Source organism: Trinickia sp. (genome assembly GCF_051953405.1).
Taxonomy (GTDB): domain Bacteria; phylum Pseudomonadota; class Gammaproteobacteria; order Burkholderiales; family Burkholderiaceae; genus Trinickia.
In genome coordinates this window covers 37,555-58,213 of the sequence record NZ_JBQCIV010000086.1, presented here as the reverse complement: position 1 = coordinate 58,213, position 20,659 = coordinate 37,555, and the positions used below count along the sequence as shown (strand labels likewise).

The window sequence follows — 20,659 nt, the reverse complement described above, 5'->3', positions numbered from 1 at the left end:
GGCATCGCGGCGTTGCGCTTCAAAGAACGTGCTCGACAAGACGGTCATAAGAATCGCAGTCAAGAGCAGGACGGAAGGAGACATTCGATGGCAACTCACCCCTATCGGCGCGTGCAGTTCGGCGTCGGCCCCCTCGAAGTGACAGAAAGCCGCGACGGGACGTTGCGCGTGCGGTCGACCACCGCGCTCGGTACGTATCCCGAACGTGTCGTCGATCGGTTATTCGAGCATGCTGCCGTGGCGCCCGAGCGGACTTTCATCGCGCGCCGCGGTGCCGATGGACAATGGCGGCACTTGACCTACGCTCAGGCCGCTGCTTGCGCGCGCAGTATGGGCGAGGCATTGCTCGCGCGCGGGCTGAGTGCCGATCGGCCCGTGGCGATCCTGTCGGGCAACTCGATCGAGCATGCACTCGTTGCGCTCGGGTGCCTGTGCGCGGGGGTGCCGTACGCGCCCATCTCGCCGGCCTATTCGCTGCTCGACAAGCGTTTCGGCAAGCTGCGCCATATCGTCTCGCTCATTACGCCAGGGTTGGTTTTTGCCGATGACGGGACGCGGTTCGGCGCTGCAATTGCGGAGGCCGTGCCGGCCGGCACAGAGGTAGTGGTGAGCGATGCGGCGCCGGCAGGGCGCCCGTGCACGACGCTTGCCGATTTATTGGAAACGCACGCGACGGAGGCGGTCGATCGTGCCCGTGCGGCGACGAACGGCGACACCATCGTCAAGTTGTTGTTCACCTCCGGTTCGACGAAGATGCCGAAGGGCGTGATCAATACGAACCGGATGTGGTCGAGTAACCTGGCGATGGAGACGGCGGTATGGCCGTTCCTTGCCGAAGCGCCGCCGGTTTTTCTCGATTGGCTTCCCTGGCACCATACGTTCGGCGGCAATCAGAACTTCGGGCTTACTTTGTTTCACGGCGGCACGCTCTATATCGACGACGGCAAACCCACTGCGGGCGGTATGGCGACAACGCTTGCCAACCTGAGAGAGATTTCGCCGACGGTTTATTTCAACGTGCCGAAGGGGTGGGAGGAAATTGCCCGCGCGCTCGAAGCCGATGCCGCGCTGCGCGAGCGCTTCTATGCGCGGTTGCGCATGCAGTTCTATGCCGGTGCGGCGTTGGAGCAGCCCGTCTGGGACCGTCTGCATGCGAGCGCGGTCGCGCACTGCGGGGAGCGGGTTGTGATGAACACGGGGCTCGGGATGACGGAAACGGCGCCTTCCGCGCTGATGATCGCCGAAACCGAGGTGAGTGCCGGGCAGGTCGGCGTCCCGCTGCCGGGTATCGAACTGAAGCTTGTTCCGATCGGCGATGGCGCGGGCCGTAAGCTCGAGGTGCGGTATCGCGGGCCGAACGTCACGCCCGGGTACTGGCGCGCGCCTGAGCAGACTCGGGAAGCGTTCGACGACGAAGGATTCTTCTGCTCCGGCGATGCGGTGCGCTGGCTCGATCCGTCGAACCTGAATCGCGGGTTCGTCTTCGACGGCCGCGTGGCCGAGGACTTCAAGCTCAACACGGGCACATGGGTCAGCGTGGGGCCGTTGCGGCAACGCGTGATCGAGGCGGGTAGCCCGTATGTTGCCGATGTGGTGATCACCGGCCACGACCGTGCCGAAGTAGGGGTATTGCTTGTGCCGAGCTTGACGGCATGCCGCGCGCTGGCGCAAGCGCCGGATGCGCCAGCGGCGCAGGTATTCGCCGATGCACGTGTGGTCGAGGCGTTTCAGCAAATGCTCGACAAGCTCCATGCCGAAGGCACGGGCAGTGCGAATCGGGTGGCCCGTGCGGCACTGCTCGATCCGCCGCCGTCGCTGGCGACCGGCGAGTTGACCGATAAGGGCTCGATTAATCAGCGCGCGGTTCTCGCGCAGCGTGCGGCTACCGTCGAAGCGCTGTATCGCGGCGACGCCGCGCTGCGAATTTGGCTGCCGCGCGGCTAGGGTGCGGCCGAACACGCTTCAGTTTTATCGTGCTTGTATTTAGGATACCTAATCATTAAGGAAGGCATCGCATGGACATCGACAACTTAATCGCGATCGATACGCACGTGCATGCGGAGGTGTCGTGCTGTCAGCCGCCCGATCTATTCGGCAAGGAATTCGACGAGGCCGCCGACAAGTATTTCGGCACTGTCTTGCGTCAAGGCCGGCGGCCGACGATTCCCGAGACGATCGAGTATTACCGCGAGCGCAAGATCGGTTTCGTCATGTTTACGGTCGATGCGGAGAGCCAGATGGGGCGCCGCCGGATCCCGAACGAGGAGATCGCCGAGTTCGCCGCGAACAACCGCGACATCATGATCGCGTTCGCGAGCATCGATCCTCATAAAGGCAAGATGGGCGCGCGCGAAGCAAGACGTTTGATCGAAGAATGCGGCGTGCGCGGCTTCAAGTTTCATCCGACCGTTCAGGGGTTTTATGCCAACGATCGCATGGCCTATCCGCTCTACGAGGTGATCGCCGAATACGGGCTGCCCGCCGTGTTCCATAGTGGGCACTCGGGTATCGGCAGCGGCATGCCCGGGGGCGGAGGACTGCGCTTGAAGTATTCGGAGCCGATCTATGTCGACGATGTCGCCGCCGATTTTCCCGAGATGAAGGTGGTGATCGCGCATCCGTCGTGGCCGTGGCAGGACGAAGCGCTTTCGATCTGCCTGCACAAGCCGAACGTCTACATCGATTTGTCGGGATGGTCGCCGAAGTATTTTCCGCCGCAGCTCGTGCAGTACGCCAACACGCTCTTGAAGGAACGCATGCTATTCGCCTCGGATTTTCCGTTGATTCGCCCCGACCGCTGGTTGGAGGATTTTCAGAAAGCGGGATTCAAGCCTGAAGTGCATTCGCTGCTGCTTAAAGAGAACGCCGTGCGGCTGCTGGGGCTTGGCGCCGCGTCGTCCGCACCGGCGGCTTGAATGATCTGCAAGGCCCTGTGCGGGCCTGAAAACGACGGAGAAATCGATGGAAACGAAAGATCAAGCGGCGCTCGTGACCGGCGCGGCGTCGGGGCTCGGTGCGCAGACCGCGCGCGCGCTGGTAGCGTCGGGGGCGCGCGTCACGCTGCTCGACGTCAATGAACCCGCGCTCCATGCGCTCGTCGAGGAGCTGGGGCACAACGTAGCCCAGGCGGCGCGTTGCGATATCACGGACAGCGTGTCGGTCGAGGCGGCGCTCGAGGTTGGCGAGCGCGCGCACGGCGTGGCACGCATTTTGGTCAACTGCGCCGGCATCGGAGGGGCGAAGCGTCTGGTGGGCCGCGACGGCAGCGCGATGCCGCAGGAAGACTTCGCGCGCATCGTCAATGTGAATCTCCTAGGGACATTCAACGTCATCCGGCTTGCTGCGGCGCGCATGACGCGAGCGGAGCCGATGGAAGACGGCGAGCGCGGCGTCATTGTCTGCACGGCGTCGGTGGCAGCCTATGACGGCCAAATCGGGCAAGCGGCTTACGCGGCGTCGAAGGGCGGGCTGGTCTCGCTGACACTCCCGCTCGCGCGCGATTTGGCGCAGTTCGGCGTGCGCGTCGTGACCATCGCGCCGGGGCTGTTTCTCACGCCATTGCTCTATGCCTTGCCGGAGGAAACACAGCAATCGCTCGCGCAGTCGATCCCGTTCCCTAAGCGGCTCGGTAAGCCCGAAGAATTCGCGGATCTTGCGTTGCACGTCGTCGGCAACGTCGCGCTCAACGGGGAGGTCATTCGGCTGGATGGCGCGTTGAGAATGGCGCCGCGTTGAAGTGGATTCGACGCCGCGCGCAAACGAAGCCAGAGTCGAAACCGTAGCCGTATCGAGCTGTTCGGCCCGAATTCGTCCGGATCCGATTCTGTCGCTTGCCATTTGAAACCCGCCGCACGGTCCTACATCGCGCGGCGGGTTCTGACTGCTTCAATCCATTCGTACGATCGGCTTGATCGTCTTGCCGTCGAGCGAATCGGCGATCGCCTCGTTGATTTGGTCGAAGGGATAGAACTTCACCAGGCGATCGAACGGGAACATCCCCTGCTGATAGAGGCGGATCAGCGTGGGAATGAACGTATCGGGCGTCGATTCGCCTTCGACGATCCCCATGACCCGCCGGCCGCCGCTCATGAAGTGCACCGCATCGAGCACGATTTCCGTCCCGGGCGCGGATGCACCGAGGATGCCACAAGTACCATGCGGCGCTAGGCTATCCGCCGCTTGGCGTATGACTTTCGCATTGCCTGTCGTGTCGAGCGTGTAGTCGATGCCGTAGCCGGTCAGGGCGATCAATGCCGCCACGACGTCATCGCGTTCGGGATTGAGCGTATGCGTCGCCCCGACGCTGCGCGCGAAATCGAGCCGGGCGTCGTGCAGATCGATTGCGACGATTGTCGTCGCACCGGCCACGCGTGCCGCCATGACGGCCGATAACCCAACCGAACCGCTGCCGAATACGGCGAACGAAGCCCCCGCCGGCACGCGCAAAGCATTCATGACGGCGCCGGCGCCGGTCTGCACGCCGCAGGCGAGCGGGCCGAGCAATTCGAGCGGGGCGTCGGCGGGTACCTTGACGATGTTGCGCTCATGGCATACAGCGTGGGTGGCGAACGACGACTGGCCGAAGAAATGGCTGTGGATGCGCTCGCCGTCTTTCGAGAGGGCGGTCGAGCTGTCGCTGCGCGTCCCGAAGAAATTGCGCGGGAAGAACGCGTGGCAATAGCTTTGTGCATGCGCGGCGCAGGCGGGGCAACGGCCGCACGAATCGTAGGTCATGACGACCGCGTCGCCGGGGGCGACCTTGGTTACGCTGCGCCCGACGCGCTCCACGATGCCGGCCCCCTCGTGGCCGAGCACGACGGGGTGCGGCGTCGGCAACAGTGCGTCGCGTACGACGACATCGGTGTGGCAGACACCCGTTGCGACGACGCGCACGAGAATCTCGTCGTCGCGCGGTCCTTCGAGTTCGAGCGTTTCGATTGAAAGCGGGCCGCCTTTTTCGCGAACCACCGCTGCTTTGATTTTCATTGTTTCGTCTCCGTGCTCACGTCGGGCCCCTCTTTGAAGGCCATTCGTCATTCAGTCATTGGCGCTTGCCATGCCATGCGATGGCGGCTGGCGACCCCGAATCGTGGGGGCGCCGCTGTGCCGCTCCGAAGCGATTTTCAAGCGTCTCAAAACGGCGTGCGCTCGGCCGCGCCTTTCACCGTGACCCATTGCCATTGCGTGTATTCCTCGGCGTCGGCCGGGCCGCCCATGCTGCCGCCGTTACCGGAATCGCCGCGTCCGCCGAACGGGTTCACGCATTCGTCGGCCACCGTCTGGCCGTTGATGTGCAGTAGGCCGCATTTGAGCCGATCGCCGACAGCCGTTGCACGCGACAGCGAGGTGCCGATGACGCCGCACGACAAGCCATACTCGGTGCGGTTCGCCAGTTCCACGGCTTCGTCGTCGCTGTCGAACGGCGTGACGACTGCCACGGGGCCGAAGATTTCTTCGTCGAATGCGCGCATGCCGGGGCGCACGTTGGACAACACGGTCGGCTTATAGAACAGGCGATCGTAGGTGCCGCCGGCTTCGAGTACGGCGCCGGCTTCGACCGATGCGCGCACGATCGAATCGACGTTTTGCAACTGCCGAGCATTGATGAGCGGCCCGATGGCGACCCTGCCGCTGGCCGGATCGCCAACCGGCAACGTCGTGGCTTTTTCGACGAGACGGCGTGTCAGCTCGGCGGCGATCTTGCGATGCGCGACGATGCGGCCCGTCGCCATGCAAATCTGCCCTTGGTGAAAGAACGCACCGAATGCGGCGTTGCTCGCCGCCAGGTCGAGGTCCGCATCGTCGAGCACGATCAGCGTGTTTTTGCCGCCGAGTTCGAGCGATACCTTCTTGAGCAAACGGCCGGCGAGTTCGCCGACCTTGCGGCCGGCAGCGGTCGATCCCGTGAAGGCGATCATCCGCACTTCGGGGGCTTCGACCACGGCTGCGCCGGCATCGGCATCGCCGGGGACAACCTGCAGCACGCCGGGCGGCAGTCCGGCTTCTTCGAACGCGCGGGCAATCAGGAAGCCGCCGCTGACGGGCGTTTGCGGATCGGGCTTGAGCACCACGGCATTACCCAGTGCAAGCGCCGGTGCCACCGAGCGCATCGAAAGGATCAACGGGAAATTGAATGGCGAGATCACGCCGACAACGCCATGCGGGACGCGCCGCGCGTAGCTGGTCCGTCCCGCGGTGGACGGCAGCACGAGGCCCTGCGGTTGTAGCGGCAGGCCGGCCGCGATATGGAGCTGCGTGGCGGCTTCGGCAACTTCGAGTTGCGCTTTGGCTGGAATGCCGCCGGTTTCCCGAGCGATATAGTGCGCCGCGTGTTCGAGATTGCGTTCGAGTGCGGCGGCTGCCCGCCGCATGATGGCGGCTCGATCGCGCGGTGCCAGGGCGGCCCACGCGGGTTGCGCGGCAGCCGCGGCTTTCGCTGCCCGCGCGACGTCGGATGCGCGGGCCAGCCCGACGTTCGTGAGCCGTTCGCCCGTGGCGGGCTCCGTGACGTCTCGCGTCTCGCCCGCTGCAAACCAGGTACCGTCCGCCCCGCCGAACAAACGGCCGGTCCAAACATGCTGGTCGATGAGCGGATTGCGTGGGCTGTCTGTCATGTCCGATGTCTCCATGGTTGAAATCGTTCTGGGTTGCCGCGGATGCGCCCAATGCAGCGATCGCGGCCGATGTCGGCGCATCGCACGACCGCGGTTGCATGCGGTCATCGTCTTCTGGAAAGTTATATCACATAACAAATATGTCAACCATCGATTTTGCGAAGCGAGGGGGGCGATTCTGCGGATGCAACCGGCACCATTCGGTGTCGCTCGCGGTGTAGTCGTTTACCCGATGCAACATCATGATCGCTGGCGATTTTGCCTTCGTTGTATACAATTAGATGCGTTGATGACAAATTTGGTCTGCCGGTTCGTGACCCGGATCTGTCGAAATAATGATGAATGCTAGGAAAAGTGGCATTTTCATCGTGCTCGGCGGTCAGAAGATCGTCCACCTCGAAGCGGCCGATAGGCAAAAATGTATACAAAGAAGGAGGCGGCTGATGTTCCTGAAAAACGCTTGGTATGTGGCTTGCACGCCGGGCGAACTCGCCGAGAAACCGCTCGGCCGGCGCATTTGCAATGAACGGATGGTCTTTTTCCGGGGGCAGGATGGCGTCGTCGCCGCGCTGGAAGATTTCTGCCCCCATCGCGGTGCGCCGCTTTCGCTAGGGTTCGTTCGCGACGGTCAATTGGTTTGCGGCTATCACGGCCTCACGGTCGCCGCCGACGGGAAGTGCGCGTCGATGCCATGCCAGCGCGTAGGCGGGTTTCCGCAAACGCGCCGGTATCCCGCCGTCGAGCGTGATGGCTTCATTTGGGTTTGGCCCGGCGATGCGGCGCTCGCGGATCCCGAACAGATCCACCGGCTCGAGTGGGCCGACAATCCGGAATGGGCCTATGGCGGCGGCCTTTACCACATCGCATGCGATTACCGGCTCATGATCGATAACCTGATGGATCTCACGCACGAGACGTACGTGCATGCGTCGAGCATCGGTCAGGCGGAAATCGAAGAATCGGCCCCGCAGACGAAAATCGAAGGCGACACGGTCGTGACCAGGCGCTTCATGGAGAACATCGTGCCGCCGCCGTTTTGGGCCGCGGCGCTACGCGGCAACGGTCTGGCGGACAACGTGCCCTGCGATCGCTGGCAGATTTGCCGCTTCACGCCGCCGAGCCACGTGATGATCGAAGTCGGTGTGGCCCATGCCGGGCACGGGGGATATCATGCCGATCCCCGACACAAGGCGTCCAGCATCGTCGTCGATTTCATCACCCCCGAAACGGAAACGTCGATCTGGTATTTCTGGGGCATGGCGCGCAATTTCCGTCCCAATGATGCCGAACTCACGGCGAAGATCCGCGAGGGCCAAGGCAAGATTTTTGCGGAAGACCTTGAAATGCTCGAAGCGCAGCAGCGTAATCTGCTCGACTATCCGCAGCGCAATCTTCTGAAGCTGAACATCGACGCGGGTGGCGTACAGTCTCGACGCGTGATCGATCGGCTGATGGCGCGGCAAGAGGCCGCTGCCGCCGTGCCCGGCACCGCTTCGTGAGCGCGATCATGCAAGTCAAACTCGCCCGAAAATTCCCCGTCGCCACGGATATCTGCGCGTTCGAACTCGTGCATCCCGACGGGGCGGCATTGCCGCCGTTCACCGCGGGCTCGCATATCGATGTCACGCTGCGCGATGGGCTCGTACGGCAATATTCGCTGTGCAATCCCCCCAACGAATCGCATCGGTACCTGATCGCGGTCCTGCGCGACGCCCATTCGCGCGGGGGATCGCTCGCGATGCACGCGTTGGAGGAGGGCCGCTTAATCGATATCGGCGAACCGAAGAATCATTTTCCGCTTGATCCGCAGGCGCGTCGTTCGCTGCTATTGGCCGGCGGCATCGGCATCACGCCGATCATATCGATGGCCGAGGCGCTCGATCGCGCCGGTGCTGCGTTCGAGATGCACTACTGCACGCGCAGCGCGGCTCGGACGGCATTTCGCGAACGGCTTGCCGAGCCGCGGTTCGCCGGGCGCGTTCATCTATACTTCGACGACGCGCAAGCGCGGGAGCGATTGCGACTGGACGCATTGCTCGCGCAAGCTCGCGCCGACGATACGCATCTTTACGTATGCGGCCCGACGGGTTTCATCGCGGCGGCGATGGATGCCGCGAAGGCCGCAGGGTGGAGCGACGCGAACGTGCATCGCGAGTTTTTCGCGGCGCCCGGCGTGCCGGAGGGCGGCGGCTCGTTCCAGGTGACCTTGGCGAGGACGGGACGCGTGATCGACGTCGCCCCCGACGTGACGGTTGTCGCCGCGCTCGCGCAAGCAGGCGTCGAAGTGCCCACCTCCTGCGAGCAGGGCGTATGCGGCACGTGCCTGACGCGTGTGCTGTCGGGCGAGCCCGATCATCGCGACGTCTATTTGATGGATGACGAAAAAGCCGCCAACGATCGATTCTTGCCGTGTTGTTCGAGGTCTAAATCGCCGATGCTCGTGCTCGACCTTTAAAGCGGATCGGCGGGCCGCGCATCGCATGAAGCATCCGCACAAGGAGTCGAATGGAGCCAATCGAGGCAGTAACGGCAGAGGCGGCGTCGGCCGGTGCGTCGCAAACGGTCAAGGCGCAATTGGGGCTGCGCGAGGTGATACTCGCCGGAGAGGTCGCGCCCGGCGCTCGCATTACCGAGCTTTGGGCGGTGGAGCGCCTGGGCATGTCGCGCACGCCCGTGCGCGCGGCGCTCATGCGGCTGCAGGACGAGGGCCTGCTCGATGCCGTGCCCTCGGGCGGCTATGCGGTTCGCTCGTTCAGCACGGCGGAAATTTACGACGCGATCGAGATGCGCGGCACGCTCGAAGGGATGGCCGCGCGCCTGGCGGCCGAGCGCGGCGTGTTGCCATCGTTGCTGTCGCAGCTGCACGAATGCGTGAATGGCATCGACGCGCTGCTCGCTTCGCCGAAGATGAGCGAGGCGAAGTTCTCGGGCTACGTGGAACTCAATGAGCGGTTTCATCGCTTGCTCGCGTCGGCGTGTAACAGCAGTGTCGTCGAGCGGCAACTCGCCAAGGCCATGGCATTGCCTTTCGCGTCGCCCAGCGGGTTCGTCGAAGTGCAATCGGTCGCGCGGGACGCCTATCAGGTGCTCGTCGTGGCACAGGCGCAGCATCGCGCGGTGCTCGATGCGATCGAGCGGCGCGAGGGGGCGCGTGCGGAAGCGTTGATGCGCGAGCATGCGCGCATCGCCCATCGCAACTTGGAGAACGCGTTGAACAACGAGGCGCTGCGATCGCGCGTGTTCGGTGCAAGTTTAATCCGTGACGAGCAGATGCCCGATTGAGGCGCGGCTTTCGATGCGCGCTAACCGCTATCCGTTGTCGCCGCCCGCAACGGGCAATATCGTCTCGGTGAATTCGCTCGCTTCCGACGCCTGCGCCGGGCGCCAGACGCCGCGGCCCGCCTCTTTCGCCGCATAAAGCGCCACGTCCGCGGCCTTGTAAAGCGCCATCGCATCGTTCGCGTCACGCGGGCATGTAGCCACGCCGATACTCGCGCCTACTTCCAACGACAGGCCGCTATAGCAGATCGGTTCGGCAAACGCGGCGAGGATCCGTTCGCAGACGGCGGCCACGGCCGCGCCGTCGCCCGGTTGAAACAGCAATACCGCAAACTCGTCGCCGCCGAGGCGCGCGACAAGATCGACTTCACGCGTTGCGTTGCGCAGGCGTGCCCCCACGGCGTTCAGCACGGCATCGCCGGCATCGTGGCCGTAGGCATCGTTGATGGGTTTGAAACGATCGAGATCGACGAGCAAAAGCGCAAATTCGGCGCCTCGGTGCGCCAATTGAACCATGTGCTGCAGATCGTCATTGAAATGCCGCCGGTTCGCAAGACCCGTTAGCCCATCGAAGTAAGCCAGTTGCGCAAGCCGCTGTTCGCTCGCTTGCAACTCCGCCGTGCGCAGCACGAGTTCATCGGAGCGTTGCTGGAGTTCGCGGGTGCGCTGTGCGACGAGCGCCTCCAACGCCGCGGCGCGGCGACGTAACAGCCGCGTGCGCAGTTGCAGCAGCATCCCGAACGCTGCCAGCACCACCACCACGATGGTGCGAAAGGCAATCGTTTCGTACCACGCCGGCTCGACATGGATGGGCAGGCTAACCGAAGCCGTCCACCCATTTGGACTGTTCGACGCTCGCACCTGAAGCGTGTAGTCGCCCGGAGGCAGATTCGTATAGTGCGCGATGCGCGAGGTGGCGGGCGAGTCGGTCCATGCGTCCTCCAAGCCGGCCAGCCGGTAGGCGTAGCGCGTGCGCGCTGGGGCCCGGTAGTCGAGCAGCGCGAAGGCGACCTCCAACGTGCGTTGCGAAGGGGCGAGCGTGATGCCGGCCGGCGATGCGGGCCGGCCATTCCGATCGGTGAGGACGATCGGGGCCTTGAAGCGCGAGGGGCGAAATTGGTCCGGATGTACGATCGTCAAACCGTAGCTGCCGAAGAGCAGGTCGTCGCGCGACGCGACGCCGGCCGACGACGTCCAGTAAGACAAGAGTCCGACGCCGTCGGCCTGTTGCAACATCGTCGTAGCGAACGTGTCATGGTCGATGCGCAGGATGCCGCTTTCGGTGCTCACCCATGCGTTGCCTTGCGCATCGAGCAACAAGGCGTTCGCGGCGTTGTTGCGCAGGCCCTGCTCATGGCCGATGCGGTGCACGTGCGCGGCCGCACCGCCCGCGCCTGGCTCGATCACGCGCACGCCGCCGCCGTAGAACGAGACCCACAGCCTGCCGCGGCTGTCCTTGGCCACCGAGGTCACTTCGCTGCGAGGCAACCCGGCCTGCCCTGGCGTCTCGGGCCAGGGCCACTCCACGCGGCCCGTGGCGGGCCAGTATCGCGCGAGGCCTGTCGACGTCCCCACCCACAGCGATCCGTCCGCGGAGCCGCTGAGCGTCATGGTGTCGATGCCCTGCAAGCCGGGAACGGGCTGCGCGACGGCACCCTGCGCTGGGTGATCGACATAACTGAGCCCGGTGTTTTCCGCGATCCAGAGCCTGTCGCCGGTCATCAATAGCGCTCTCGTCAACCCCGTGCGCGACAGGCCGCGGAATGCCATCCGCTCGACACGGCGGCCGCGATCGCGCGTGCCGTACAGGCCCTTGCCGGTACCGATATAGACTTCGCCGTCCGATCCATCGGCCATGGAAAGGACGGGGCTCTTGGGCAGCGTCGTGCCGGACCCACCTTCCCCGGCGGCGGGTAGTTGCCACGCCGGCGCGCCGTTAGGCGCAACAATGTCGACGCCGCCGTTGTTGCTGCCGAGCCAGGCGCTGCCATCGGGCCGCACGAGCACCGCGGTGACTGCCGCGTTCGTCCCGCCGAGCAGGCGGCCGCCACCGCCGTACCAGGTGGAAATCGCCCGTTGTTGCGGGTCGATCGAATCGAACAGATTCGGGCCGCCGGCCCAGACGAGGCCGCTGCGATCGCGCAGCAACACCGACACCCCATCCTGGCCTAGGCTTCCCGATACCGCAGGGTCGTGACGTAGACGCTGCGTCGTCCAGGTGCGCGTGTCCACCTGAAGAATGCCCCGAGGCCAAGTGCCGAGCCACACTTTGCCGCCGCCCGCGTCGACCATCGCGTCGACCCAGTCTGCCTCGCTGCCTTGTTTGCCGCTCGGTACGCTCTCGTGTATCTGACGCGCCGCGGTCGTGCCCGGTTCGATCACGAATGCGCCCGTGGCGCGCGTGCCCACCCAGATACGCCCGGCTTCGTCCTCCATCAATTGCCACACTTCGACGGCACCCCCGGTACTCGCGAGCGTCGCCACCGGCTGGAAGGCGCGGGCGCCGGCTCGCAGCAGGTAGACGCCGTGCATCGTCCCGACCCACAGGTCGCCGTGGCGGTCGACGAGCAGCGCGTTGATGCGACTTGCCGGGAGGCCCGGGGCAATGCCGCCGTCGGCTTGATGCCGCACCTTGCCGCTCGAGAGGTCTAAGCGGTCCAGCCCGGCGGCCGTGCCCACCCAAAGGCCATCCTTGCCATCGGCGGCGAGCGCGAACACGCTTTGGCTGCTCAAACCGTGGGGGCCGGCGCCCACCACCGAGAAACGGTCCGTTGCCTTGTCGAGCCGCGCCAGAGCGCCAGTATCGGTGGCGACCCAGAGGCGGCCGTCGCCGTCCTCGCACAGCGCATTGACGTAAGAGGAGGGCAAGCTGCCGGGATTGCCCGGATTGGCGATATAGCCATGGAAGCGATAGCCGTCCCAGCTCGCTAGGCCCGTTTGCGAGGCAATCCAGATCAAACCGTCGCGATCCTGCAGCATCGCCGTGGGGGCGATGTCGCCGGTCACCTCGATATGGCGAAAGACGGGTGTCGCGCCGTCGTACCAAGCATTGGCCGCATCGGCGGGCGAGATGGCCCAGCCCGCCGCTACCGCGAGCAGCGGCGCGAGCAGGCATCGTCGGATCGGCTGCCAACAGGGCATGAAGGTGGACATGAACGCTATTTCCCGGTAGCTCGTTGAGTTCGCTATCCATAGGAAATATCGGCAAAACGCGAAATTACTTTAAGTCGCGTCGTCATGGAGCCGTGTCGGCGTTACCGTTTTCGCGATTTAGGCGCGCGCCCGGATCATCCGTTGTCGCCGCCGGCGACGGGCAATACCGCACCGGTGATATAGCTCGCTTCATCGGAAGCGAGAAAGAGAATGGGCGCAACTTGTTCGTCGATCGTGCCATAGCGCTTAAAGAACGTCGCTTCGGTCACTTGTGCGACCGCTTCGCTCATCCAGGCCTGCTCGTTTTCGTTGTCGCCTGCCGCGTTGCGCGGGACCCGGCGCGCGGGCGCTTGCGTGCCGCCGGGCGCGGCGGCGACCACCCGGATGTTGTGCGGGCCGTACTCCATCGCGAGCGACTGCGTCATCGCGTTCACGCCGCCTTTCGCCGCCGAATAGGGTACCCGCCGAATGCCGCGCGTGGCATTGGACGATACGTTGACGATCGTGCCGCGGCCTTGCGCTAGCATGTACGGCAGCGCGGCGTGGCACGCGTACAAGGTAGGCATGAGCGACCGGCGGATTTCGGCGTCGATCTGCGTCGGCTCGAATTCGGCGAAGGGGCGCATCCGAATGGCGCCGCCCACGCCGTTGACGAGAATGTCGATTCGGCCGAACTTTTGCACGGCAAAAGCCATGGCGGACGCGGCACCGTCGTAGGTTTCGAGGTCGGCGACGAACCCAGCGGTGTCGGCGTCGATCGCTTCGGCAGCCACTTCGTCGACGAACTCGGCCCGGTCCACCAGCAGAACCTTCGCGCCTTCCGCTGCGGCGCGCAGGGCGACGCCGCGGCCGATCCCCTGTGCCGCGCCGGTCACCACCATCACCTTCCCTTCGAATCGTTGTCCGTTCATACCGCCACCGCGGCCGCATTGGGCGTGAACTTCTCGTAGTGGAAGCTATGGGGCGTTATTCCGTGCTCGTCGAAATACCCGCGTACTGCGTCGACCATCGGCGGCGGCCCGCACAGATACACGTCGACATCGCCATCGTTCAGGCATTGAGCGGGGATGTGCTGGGTCACCCAGCCCTTGCGCGGATGGGTCGACGTGGGATCCGCGACGACGGTGCCGAAGGTGAAGTTCGGTAGCCTCGCGCCATACGCTTCGATCGCTTCGACTTGCACGAGATCGAGATCGCGCGTCGCGCCATAGATCAGATGGATCTGCTGTTGCGATCGATCGCGGGCCAAGACTTCGAGCATCGATAGGAACGGCGCCAAGCCGGTGCCGCCTGCAAGAAACAGAAGCGGGCGCTGCACGGCGCGAAGGTAGAAGCTGCCGAGCGGCCCCGTCATCTCCACGCGCTCGCCCGGCCGGGCGGATTCGAGCCAAGTGCTCATCGTGCCGCCGGGAATCTTCTTGATCAGAAAGCGGACGTTCGTTTCGCCCGGTGCCGACGAAAACGAATACGAGCGATGCTGGCCGCTGCCGGGCACGTCGATGTTGACGTATTGCCCCGCCAGAAACACCGGCGCCGCACCGGCCACGTTCAATTCGAGCACGACGGCCGCGTCGTTGTGCGGCTCGACGTTCGCGACCGTTGCGGCGAATCGGCTTTGCGCGGTTTTGCAGGCCGTCGACGAAGCGGGAACGGCGATGACGCAATCGCTTTGCGGCACCATCTGGCACGTTAGCACCAGGCCGCTTTGCTTTTCGCCGTCGCTCAGCGCATCCTCGATGTATTCGTCGCCGAGGTCGTAACGGCCGCTTTCGGCGCGGCACTTGCAGGTGCCGCACACACCGTCGGAGCAATCCATCGGGAGGTTGATCTTGGCCCGAAAGGCCGCGTCCAAAACCTTTTCTCCGGCTTTGCATTCGACAAAGCGGGTAACGCCGTCCTCGAAGTTCAGTGCGATGTTGTAGCTTGACACGTTGCCTCCTGCTTCCTATCTCTTCCTGCCGCCGGCACTAGACGTGATACACGTCGAGCACTTGGCGGATATAGTCGTTCTTCAACACGATCCGCTTGTTCGAAATCAACAAGCGATCGTCGACTTTGCGGAACGTCACGTACGCCGTGCCGAAAAACTGATCCGTGATGCGGTAGCGGTGGCTCAGCGTGTTGAAGTTGTATCGGACATGCACTTCGCTGTCGCGCTCGGCCAGCACCTCCACGTTGGCGACGTGATGGCTCGTGCGGGGCTCCGGCATCGATGCCCCGCTGCGTTCGGTCTTGATGCGGAACACGCGGTCTTCCAGGCCGCTGCGATCCGGGTAGTACATCAGCGAGATTTGGCTCTGGGGGTTGTCGGTGAGCGTGTCGTCGTCATCCCAGGCCGGCATCCAATACACGACATCCTCCGTGTAACACGCCAACCATTCGTCCCATTGCCGGTCGTCGAGCAAGCGCGCTTCGCGATACAAAGCCGCGCAAATCTTCAGGTAGTCGACGTTCATGCCGAGACCTCCGCTTGTTCCCATTTCAAGGCATCGCGCATCGTTCGAACCCAATACTCGTGTTGGACCACGAATAAACCCTCGTCCTCGCTGCGCTCGCCCGAAATCAGCGGGTTCAAACCCATCGATTTCGCGTTTTCGTCGGGCCCGTGGATCCACAGCGGCGCGCCGCGAGACAGATCGTTCCATCCCGGCACCGAACCGGCGTAACCGGACTGACAGGCCCGAAATTCCTCTAGATCGTCGCTGGTTCCCATGCCCGATACGTTGAAGAAGTCTTCGTATTGGCGAATGCGCGTCGCGCGGTCCTCGTCGCTTTCGCCCTTCGGCGCAAAGCAAAAGATGCTGACTTCGGTTCGGTCGACGCCGATCGGACGCACCACCCGGATCTGCGTGCTGAACTGGTCCATCAGAAACACATTCGGATACAGACACAGATTGCGCGTTTGATTGACGACGAACTTCGCCTTGTCTTGGCCGACGCGGGCCGCGATTTCGTCGCGATGCCGATAAACCGGCCGCACTTCCGGATTCATGGTGTTGGTCCAAAGCAGGATATGACCGTGCTCGAATCCATAGACGCCTGCGATCGATTTGCTCCAACCGTTTGCATCGACCGCCTTGGTGCCGTCCTCCTTGCGCCGGCCCATCGTCGCGGCGTAGTTCCAGTGAACCGTGCTGACGTGATAGCCGTCGCAGCCGTTCTCCATCTGCATCTTCCAGTTGCCGTCGTAGATATAGGTGGAGTTGCCGCGCAGCACCTCCAGGCCGTCCGGCGCCTGGGCGACGATTTGGTCGATGATGACCTTCGTCTCGCCCAGATAGTCTTCAAGCAGCATCGCATCGGGATTCAGGCTACCGAACAAAAAGCCGCGATAGTTTTGGAAGCGTGCAACCCGCTTCAGATCGTGCGAGCCCTCCTTGTTGAATTGCACCGGATATTCGGTGGTCTTCTCGTCTTTCACCTTCAGCAGCTTGCCGGCGTTCGAGAATGTCCAGCCGTGGAACGGGCACGTGAAGCTGCCTTTGTTGCCGTGCTTGCGGCGGCAGAGCATCGCGCCCTTGTGTGCGCAGGCATTGACGACGGCGTGCAATTCGCCGGTTTTGTCGCGCGTGATGACGATAGGCTGACGACCGATCCAGGTCGTGTAGTAATCGTTGGGGTTCGGGATCTGGCTTTCGTGCGCGAGGTAGACCCAGTTTCGCTCGAAGATGTATTTCATCTCGAGTTCGAATAGATCGGGATTCGTGAAGATGTCTCGGCGGCAACGAAACACGCCGTTTTCCCGATCGTCTTGAACGGCGACGCTCAGCAATTCGTTCAACTGCCGGGCTTTGTCGATGGTGGCGGACATGCGTGCTCTCCCTATGCGGGCTTCTTGAAGAAGTCCTTCGCATTGGTTCAAATGATTCGTGGTTTAAAGCGTGCGCCGGAGCGACATGCGGCGCGTGCCTGCCGCCGCGGTGAGTCGCTACGCGCTTTACTACGTGCGTACGTGCCTTACGCCGCCGCGGCGAGGCGCGCTCGATGGACGATTTGATTGTCCTGACCCTGCACCAGCGGCGTCAGCACGATATCGAACTCGATTTCCCGGTACGCGTCGGCCTTCAGTCCCAGCGCGATGCCGCCGGTTTTATCGACGACGCGAGGCACCAACTCTTCTCGCGTGGCGTAAGCGAAATCGTCCCAAATCAGCGGATCGCCTTCGATGTTGATTTGCGTGGTCAGTTTGCGGGTGTGCTCGCTCGTGACGAAGAAGTGCACATGCGCCGGACGATTGCCGTGACGCGCCAGCGCATCGAGCAGGTGTTGCGTGGCGCCTTGGGGCGGGCAACCGTAGCCGACCGGCATCAAGGTGCGAAATTCGTATCGGCCGTCCGAGCCGGTCTTCACAGCGCCGCGCAGGTTGAAGTCGCTTTGCGCGCCGGTCGGGTCGAAGTGGGAATAAAAGCCGTGCGAGTTGGCGTGCCAGCATTCGACCACCGCATCCGCCACGCGCTTGCCGTCCGTGCTCGTCACCGTGCCGCGAATGACGAGCGGGCCCGCATTGTCGTCCGGGTCGATGTCGATCTTCGATACGCTGTCGCGGATCGGCGCACCCGCCACATAGAGCGGGCCTTCGATCGTGCGCGGCGTGCCGCCGTGAATGTCGGCCTCGCGGTCGGCGGCATCCATCCGAATGTCGAGATACTTTTCCAATCCCAATCCGGCCGCCAGCAAAGCCGCTTCGCCATCGCGCCCGAGCTTGTTGAAGTAGTTGACGCCGGCCCAGATCTCGTCGGGCGTCATGTCGAGATCGTCGATCGCTTTAAATAGATCGCTCAGCAGACGATGGGTGACCTGCTTGATACGCGCGTTGCCCTGCGCGCTTCCCAAGTTCGCAGCGGCTTTCAGCAAGGCCTGCACTTCGTTCGAATCGAACACGTTGACACTCATTGTCTGCTCCTCGCACTCTCAATCTTCGGATGGGGTAAACCCTCGTTTCAGTGCGCCGACAGTATGCTCTGAAGGTATAATCGGGCGCTGAAGCAAAGTGTGAAGGCAGCATAATGGACGCTAAAAGCGGCAGTCCAACACTGATTTAGTATTGCGCTATATCTGGGAGGTATGGAGATGGAGTTGCGTCACCTTCGCTACTTCGTCGCGGTCGCCGAAGAGCGCAACTTCACGCGCGCGGCGCAGCGGCTTCACATTGCGCAGCCGCCGCTGAGTCGTCAGATCCAACAACTCGAGGAAACGCTGGGCGTGCAACTGTTCGAGCGCAATGCGCGCCCGTTGCGGCTCACGGAAACCGGCAAGTTCTTTTACTCGCATGCCGTGCAGTTGTTGGCGCAGACGAGCGAATTGGAATCGATGACGCGACGGGTCGGCAACATCGAGCGCAGTCTGTCGGTCGGTTTCGTGGGGTCGACGCTCTATGGCATGCTCCCGAAAATCATTCGACGATTCCGCGACGAGAACAAGACGGTCGAACTCAGTCTGCACGAGATGTCGACGATGGATCAAATCCGCGCGCTCAAAGACGGCCAAATCGATGTCGGCTTCGGCCGCATTCGGCATGAAGACGCCAACATTCGCCGTGTGGTGCTCCGCGAAGAAAAGTTGATCGTAGCGCTTCCGGTCGGGCATCCGCTTTCGACAGCGAAACCCGTGCTCTCGCTTCGCGATCTGATCAACGAAACGCTGATCATCTTTCCGAAAGCGCCCAGGCCGAGCTATGCCGATCAGGTGTTGTCGGCGTTCCAGGATCGGTCGCTTTCGCCGCGCCGCATCTATGAAGTGCGCGAGTTGCAGATCGCATTGGGGCTCGTGGCGGCGGGAGAGGGGATTTCGGTGGTGCCGAGCAGCGTGCATGGATTGAAGCGCGACGATGTGAGCTACAAGGAACTCGACGATCCGACACTCGTCTCGCCGCTCATCATGAGCACGCGTGCCATGGACGAATCGCGCGACATCAAGGAAATGCTGGAATTGATCTATCGCTTGTACGAGGAAGAGCAGATTCCCTACCTGCCTCGTACGGACAGGACAGGGGAAGGGGGCGCGTAGGGCGGCGATACCCCGAGGGTATGGCACTAGACGTCGATGGTCTTGGACACGCGGAGATGGCGCGGGCAATACTGCGCCAACGTATTCCATCCAACACGCTAGGTATGAACGCTCACATCACGTCCGTCGAAGCGATTTTGGTCGACCTCCCGACCATTCGCGCGCATCAGCTTTCCATGGCCACGATGCAGCAGCAAACCATGGTGATCGTCCGTCTGCGTTCGAGCGATGGCATCGAAGGGATAGGCGAAGCCACGACCATCGGCGGGCTCTCGTACGGAGAAGAGAGCCCCGAAGGCATCAAGCTGACCATCGACACCTACCTCGCACCGGCGCTCGTCGGACAAGACGCGGCCAACATCAACGGGGCGATGCTCAAACTGAGCAAGGTGGCGCGCGGCAATCGGTTCGCCAAGTGCGGCATCGAAACCGCGCTCTGGGACGCGCAGGGAAAGCGACTGGGCGTGCCGGTTTCCACGCTGCTGGGCGGAGCGGTTCGCGAGCGGCTCCCCGTCCTTTGGACGCTGGCGAGCGGCGATACCGACCGCGATATCGCCGAAGCCGAGATGCTGCTTGCCGAACGCCGCCATCGCACCTTCAAACTGAAAATCGGGCGACGCAGCGTTCGCGACGACGTGGCACACGTGTCGAAGATCAAAGCCGCGCTCGGCGATCGTGCGAGCGTGACGGTCGACGTCAATCAGGCTTGGAGCGAAACGGAGGCGGCATGGGGTATCGAAGCGTTGGAGGCGGCCGGCGTCGACCTGATCGAACAACCCACGCCGCGCGAGCATCGCGGCGCGTTGGCGCGGCTTGCGGCACGTTTTGTCGTGCCCATCATGGCCGATGAGGGCGTGACAGGCCCCGAAGATGCGCTCGAACTTGTTCACGGCGCATGTGCCGATGTATTCGCGTTAAAGATCGCCAAATCGGGCGGCCTCTCCCCCATGATGCGCACCGCTGCGATTGCCGATGCGGCCGGTGTGTCGCTGTACGGCGGCACCATGCTCGAGGGCAGCATCGGCTCCATTGCGTCGGCGCACGGCTTTGCCGCGCTTGCGCAGTTGTCGTGGGGCACGGAGCTTTTCGGGCCATTGCTGCTCAAGGACGACATCGTCACGGTGCGCCCCGTGTACCGGGATTTCGATCTGCATCTTCCGGCGGGCCCAGGGCTCGGGCTCGAAATCGACGAAGACAAGCTCGCGTTTTATCGGCGCGACAAACAAGCCTGAGTTCGCGCGAGCGATACGCTCACATCGACGCTCTCGCAAAAGGCAAAAAGAGCGTCTCCCGTTAGGAGCAAGCCATCATGCTGTACCTCGTCAAAATGGACGTCCATTTGCCGCACGATATGCCGCAAGCGCAGGCCGAAGAGATCAAGGCACGCGAGAAGGCCTACTCGCAGCAATTGCAACGAGACGGAAAATGGCAGCAGTTGCATCGAATCGTCGGCGAGTACGCGAACTACAGCGTGTTCGACGTCGAATCGCACGACGAACTGCACGCCATTCTGTCCGCACTGCCCTTGTTTCCTTATATGACGATGCAGGTCACGGCGCTGGCGCGGCATCCGTCTTCGATTCGTTGAAGCGTCGCGTCCAATGAGC

General features: G+C 63.3%; 17 protein-coding genes. 9 read left to right on the top strand and 8 right to left on the bottom strand.

The window, feature by feature from the left end; all coding sequences use genetic code 11:
• Positions 1–87: 87 nt before the first annotated feature.
• The 3 genes from ACTHN9_RS15045 (at position 88) to ACTHN9_RS15035 (ending at position 3,735) form a co-directional block, all read left to right on the top strand.
• Positions 88–1,944: a feruloyl-CoA synthase gene (locus ACTHN9_RS15045; protein ID WP_440537569.1), complete on the top strand. Its 1,857-nt coding sequence runs from the start codon at positions 88–90 to the stop codon at positions 1,942–1,944.
• A gap of 71 nt (positions 1,945–2,015) precedes the next feature.
• Positions 2,016–2,915, top strand: coding sequence for an amidohydrolase family protein (locus ACTHN9_RS15040; RefSeq protein ID WP_440537568.1), 900 nt, complete (start codon positions 2,016–2,018; stop codon positions 2,913–2,915).
• Between the two features lie 46 nt (positions 2,916–2,961).
• On the top strand, positions 2,962–3,735 hold the full coding sequence (locus tag ACTHN9_RS15035; protein WP_440537567.1) for an SDR family NAD(P)-dependent oxidoreductase: 774 nt from the start codon (positions 2,962–2,964) through the stop codon (positions 3,733–3,735).
• Positions 3,736–3,885: 150 nt separating this feature from the next.
• Here the strand turns inward: ACTHN9_RS15035 and ACTHN9_RS15030 are convergent, their stop codons facing one another.
• Positions 3,886–4,986 (bottom strand): NAD(P)-dependent alcohol dehydrogenase, encoded by a 1,101-nt coding sequence (locus ACTHN9_RS15030; protein WP_440537566.1) that lies wholly within the window; start codon positions 4,984–4,986, stop codon positions 3,886–3,888.
• A gap of 146 nt (positions 4,987–5,132) precedes the next feature.
• Positions 5,133–6,614, bottom strand: coding sequence for a benzaldehyde dehydrogenase (locus ACTHN9_RS15025; RefSeq protein ID WP_440537565.1), 1,482 nt, complete (start codon positions 6,612–6,614; stop codon positions 5,133–5,135).
• 443 nt (positions 6,615–7,057) lie between these two features.
• Here ACTHN9_RS15025 and ACTHN9_RS15020 point away from each other — a divergent pair, with 443 nt between their 5' ends.
• From ACTHN9_RS15020 to ACTHN9_RS15010, 3 genes are read left to right on the top strand one after another with little or no spacing between them, the layout of a single operon-like run.
• Positions 7,058–8,113 (top strand): Rieske 2Fe-2S domain-containing protein, encoded by a 1,056-nt coding sequence (locus tag ACTHN9_RS15020; protein WP_440537564.1) that lies wholly within the window; start codon positions 7,058–7,060, stop codon positions 8,111–8,113.
• 8 nt (positions 8,114–8,121) lie between these two features.
• Complete coding sequence (locus ACTHN9_RS15015) at positions 8,122–9,069, top strand: PDR/VanB family oxidoreductase (RefSeq protein WP_440537563.1); 948 nt, start codon at positions 8,122–8,124, stop codon at positions 9,067–9,069.
• A 50-nt stretch (positions 9,070–9,119) separates the two neighbouring features.
• Complete coding sequence (locus ACTHN9_RS15010; RefSeq protein ID WP_440537562.1) at positions 9,120–9,896, top strand: GntR family transcriptional regulator; 777 nt, start codon at positions 9,120–9,122, stop codon at positions 9,894–9,896.
• Between the two features lie 27 nt (positions 9,897–9,923).
• On the opposite strand, the gene ACTHN9_RS15005 is transcribed toward ACTHN9_RS15010, so the two are convergent.
• The 6 genes from ACTHN9_RS15005 to catA all read right to left on the bottom strand — a co-directional run bounded on the left by ACTHN9_RS15005 (position 9,924) and on the right by catA (position 17,939).
• On the bottom strand, positions 9,924–13,046 hold the full coding sequence (locus ACTHN9_RS15005) for a diguanylate cyclase domain-containing protein (RefSeq protein WP_440537561.1): 3,123 nt from the start codon (positions 13,044–13,046) through the stop codon (positions 9,924–9,926).
• Positions 13,047–13,180: 134 nt separating this feature from the next.
• Positions 13,181–13,957, bottom strand: coding sequence for a benzoate diol dehydrogenase BenD (benD, locus tag ACTHN9_RS15000; RefSeq protein WP_440537560.1), 777 nt, complete (start codon positions 13,955–13,957; stop codon positions 13,181–13,183).
• Positions 13,954–14,976 (bottom strand): benzoate 1,2-dioxygenase electron transfer component BenC, encoded by a 1,023-nt coding sequence (gene benC / locus ACTHN9_RS14995; RefSeq protein WP_440537559.1) that lies wholly within the window; start codon positions 14,974–14,976, stop codon positions 13,954–13,956. Before benC ends, benD begins: the two co-directional genes overlap by 4 nt.
• Positions 14,977–15,013: 37 nt before the next feature.
• Positions 15,014–15,502 (bottom strand): benzoate 1,2-dioxygenase small subunit, encoded by a 489-nt coding sequence (gene benB / locus ACTHN9_RS14990; RefSeq protein ID WP_440537558.1) that lies wholly within the window; start codon positions 15,500–15,502, stop codon positions 15,014–15,016.
• The gene (locus ACTHN9_RS14985; protein ID WP_440537557.1) at positions 15,499–16,857 is read right to left on the bottom strand and encodes a Rieske 2Fe-2S domain-containing protein; all 1,359 of its coding nucleotides are present in this window, start codon (positions 16,855–16,857) and stop codon (positions 15,499–15,501) included. Before ACTHN9_RS14985 ends, benB begins: the two co-directional genes overlap by 4 nt.
• Positions 16,858–17,003: 146 nt before the next feature.
• Complete coding sequence (catA, locus tag ACTHN9_RS14980; RefSeq protein WP_440537556.1) at positions 17,004–17,939, bottom strand: catechol 1,2-dioxygenase; 936 nt, start codon at positions 17,937–17,939, stop codon at positions 17,004–17,006.
• Positions 17,940–18,116: 177 nt separating this feature from the next.
• Between catA and ACTHN9_RS14975 the strand changes: the two genes are divergently transcribed.
• The 3 genes from ACTHN9_RS14975 (at position 18,117) to catC (ending at position 20,640) form a co-directional block, all read left to right on the top strand.
• Positions 18,117–19,052, top strand: coding sequence for a LysR family transcriptional regulator (locus ACTHN9_RS14975; protein ID WP_440537555.1), 936 nt, complete (start codon positions 18,117–18,119; stop codon positions 19,050–19,052).
• Between the two features lie 104 nt (positions 19,053–19,156).
• Entirely contained in the window at positions 19,157–20,284 is a 1,128-nt protein-coding gene (locus ACTHN9_RS14970) for a muconate/chloromuconate family cycloisomerase (RefSeq protein ID WP_440537554.1), read from the top strand.
• Positions 20,285–20,361: 77 nt separating this feature from the next.
• Positions 20,362–20,640, top strand: coding sequence for a muconolactone Delta-isomerase (gene catC / locus ACTHN9_RS14965; RefSeq protein WP_440537553.1), 279 nt, complete (start codon positions 20,362–20,364; stop codon positions 20,638–20,640).
• The last annotated feature ends 19 nt before the right edge of the window (positions 20,641–20,659 follow it).

Coding starts and splice junctions, on each gene's coding strand:
- ACTHN9_RS15030 (WP_440537566.1), bottom strand. CDS start 4,986: ATGAAAATCAAAGCAGCGGTGGTTCGCGAAAAAGGCGGCCCGCTTTCA.
- ACTHN9_RS14975 (WP_440537555.1), top strand. CDS start 18,117: ATGGAGTTGCGTCACCTTCGCTACTTCGTCGCGGTCGCCGAAGAGCGC.
- ACTHN9_RS15020 (WP_440537564.1), top strand. CDS start 7,058: ATGTTCCTGAAAAACGCTTGGTATGTGGCTTGCACGCCGGGCGAACTC.
- ACTHN9_RS15010 (WP_440537562.1), top strand. CDS start 9,120: ATGGAGCCAATCGAGGCAGTAACGGCAGAGGCGGCGTCGGCCGGTGCG.
- ACTHN9_RS14970 (WP_440537554.1), top strand. CDS start 19,157: ATGAACGCTCACATCACGTCCGTCGAAGCGATTTTGGTCGACCTCCCG.
- ACTHN9_RS15005 (WP_440537561.1), bottom strand. CDS start 13,046: ATGTCCACCTTCATGCCCTGTTGGCAGCCGATCCGACGATGCCTGCTC.
- catC (WP_440537553.1), top strand. CDS start 20,362: ATGCTGTACCTCGTCAAAATGGACGTCCATTTGCCGCACGATATGCCG.
- catA (WP_440537556.1), bottom strand. CDS start 17,939: ATGAGTGTCAACGTGTTCGATTCGAACGAAGTGCAGGCCTTGCTGAAA.
- ACTHN9_RS15015 (WP_440537563.1), top strand. CDS start 8,122: ATGCAAGTCAAACTCGCCCGAAAATTCCCCGTCGCCACGGATATCTGC.
- ACTHN9_RS15040 (WP_440537568.1), top strand. CDS start 2,016: ATGGACATCGACAACTTAATCGCGATCGATACGCACGTGCATGCGGAG.
- benD (WP_440537560.1), bottom strand. CDS start 13,957: ATGAACGGACAACGATTCGAAGGGAAGGTGATGGTGGTGACCGGCGCG.
- ACTHN9_RS15045 (WP_440537569.1), top strand. CDS start 88: ATGGCAACTCACCCCTATCGGCGCGTGCAGTTCGGCGTCGGCCCCCTC.
- ACTHN9_RS15025 (WP_440537565.1), bottom strand. CDS start 6,614: ATGACAGACAGCCCACGCAATCCGCTCATCGACCAGCATGTTTGGACC.
- ACTHN9_RS14985 (WP_440537557.1), bottom strand. CDS start 16,857: ATGTCCGCCACCATCGACAAAGCCCGGCAGTTGAACGAATTGCTGAGC.
- ACTHN9_RS15035 (WP_440537567.1), top strand. CDS start 2,962: ATGGAAACGAAAGATCAAGCGGCGCTCGTGACCGGCGCGGCGTCGGGG.
- benB (WP_440537558.1), bottom strand. CDS start 15,502: ATGAACGTCGACTACCTGAAGATTTGCGCGGCTTTGTATCGCGAAGCG.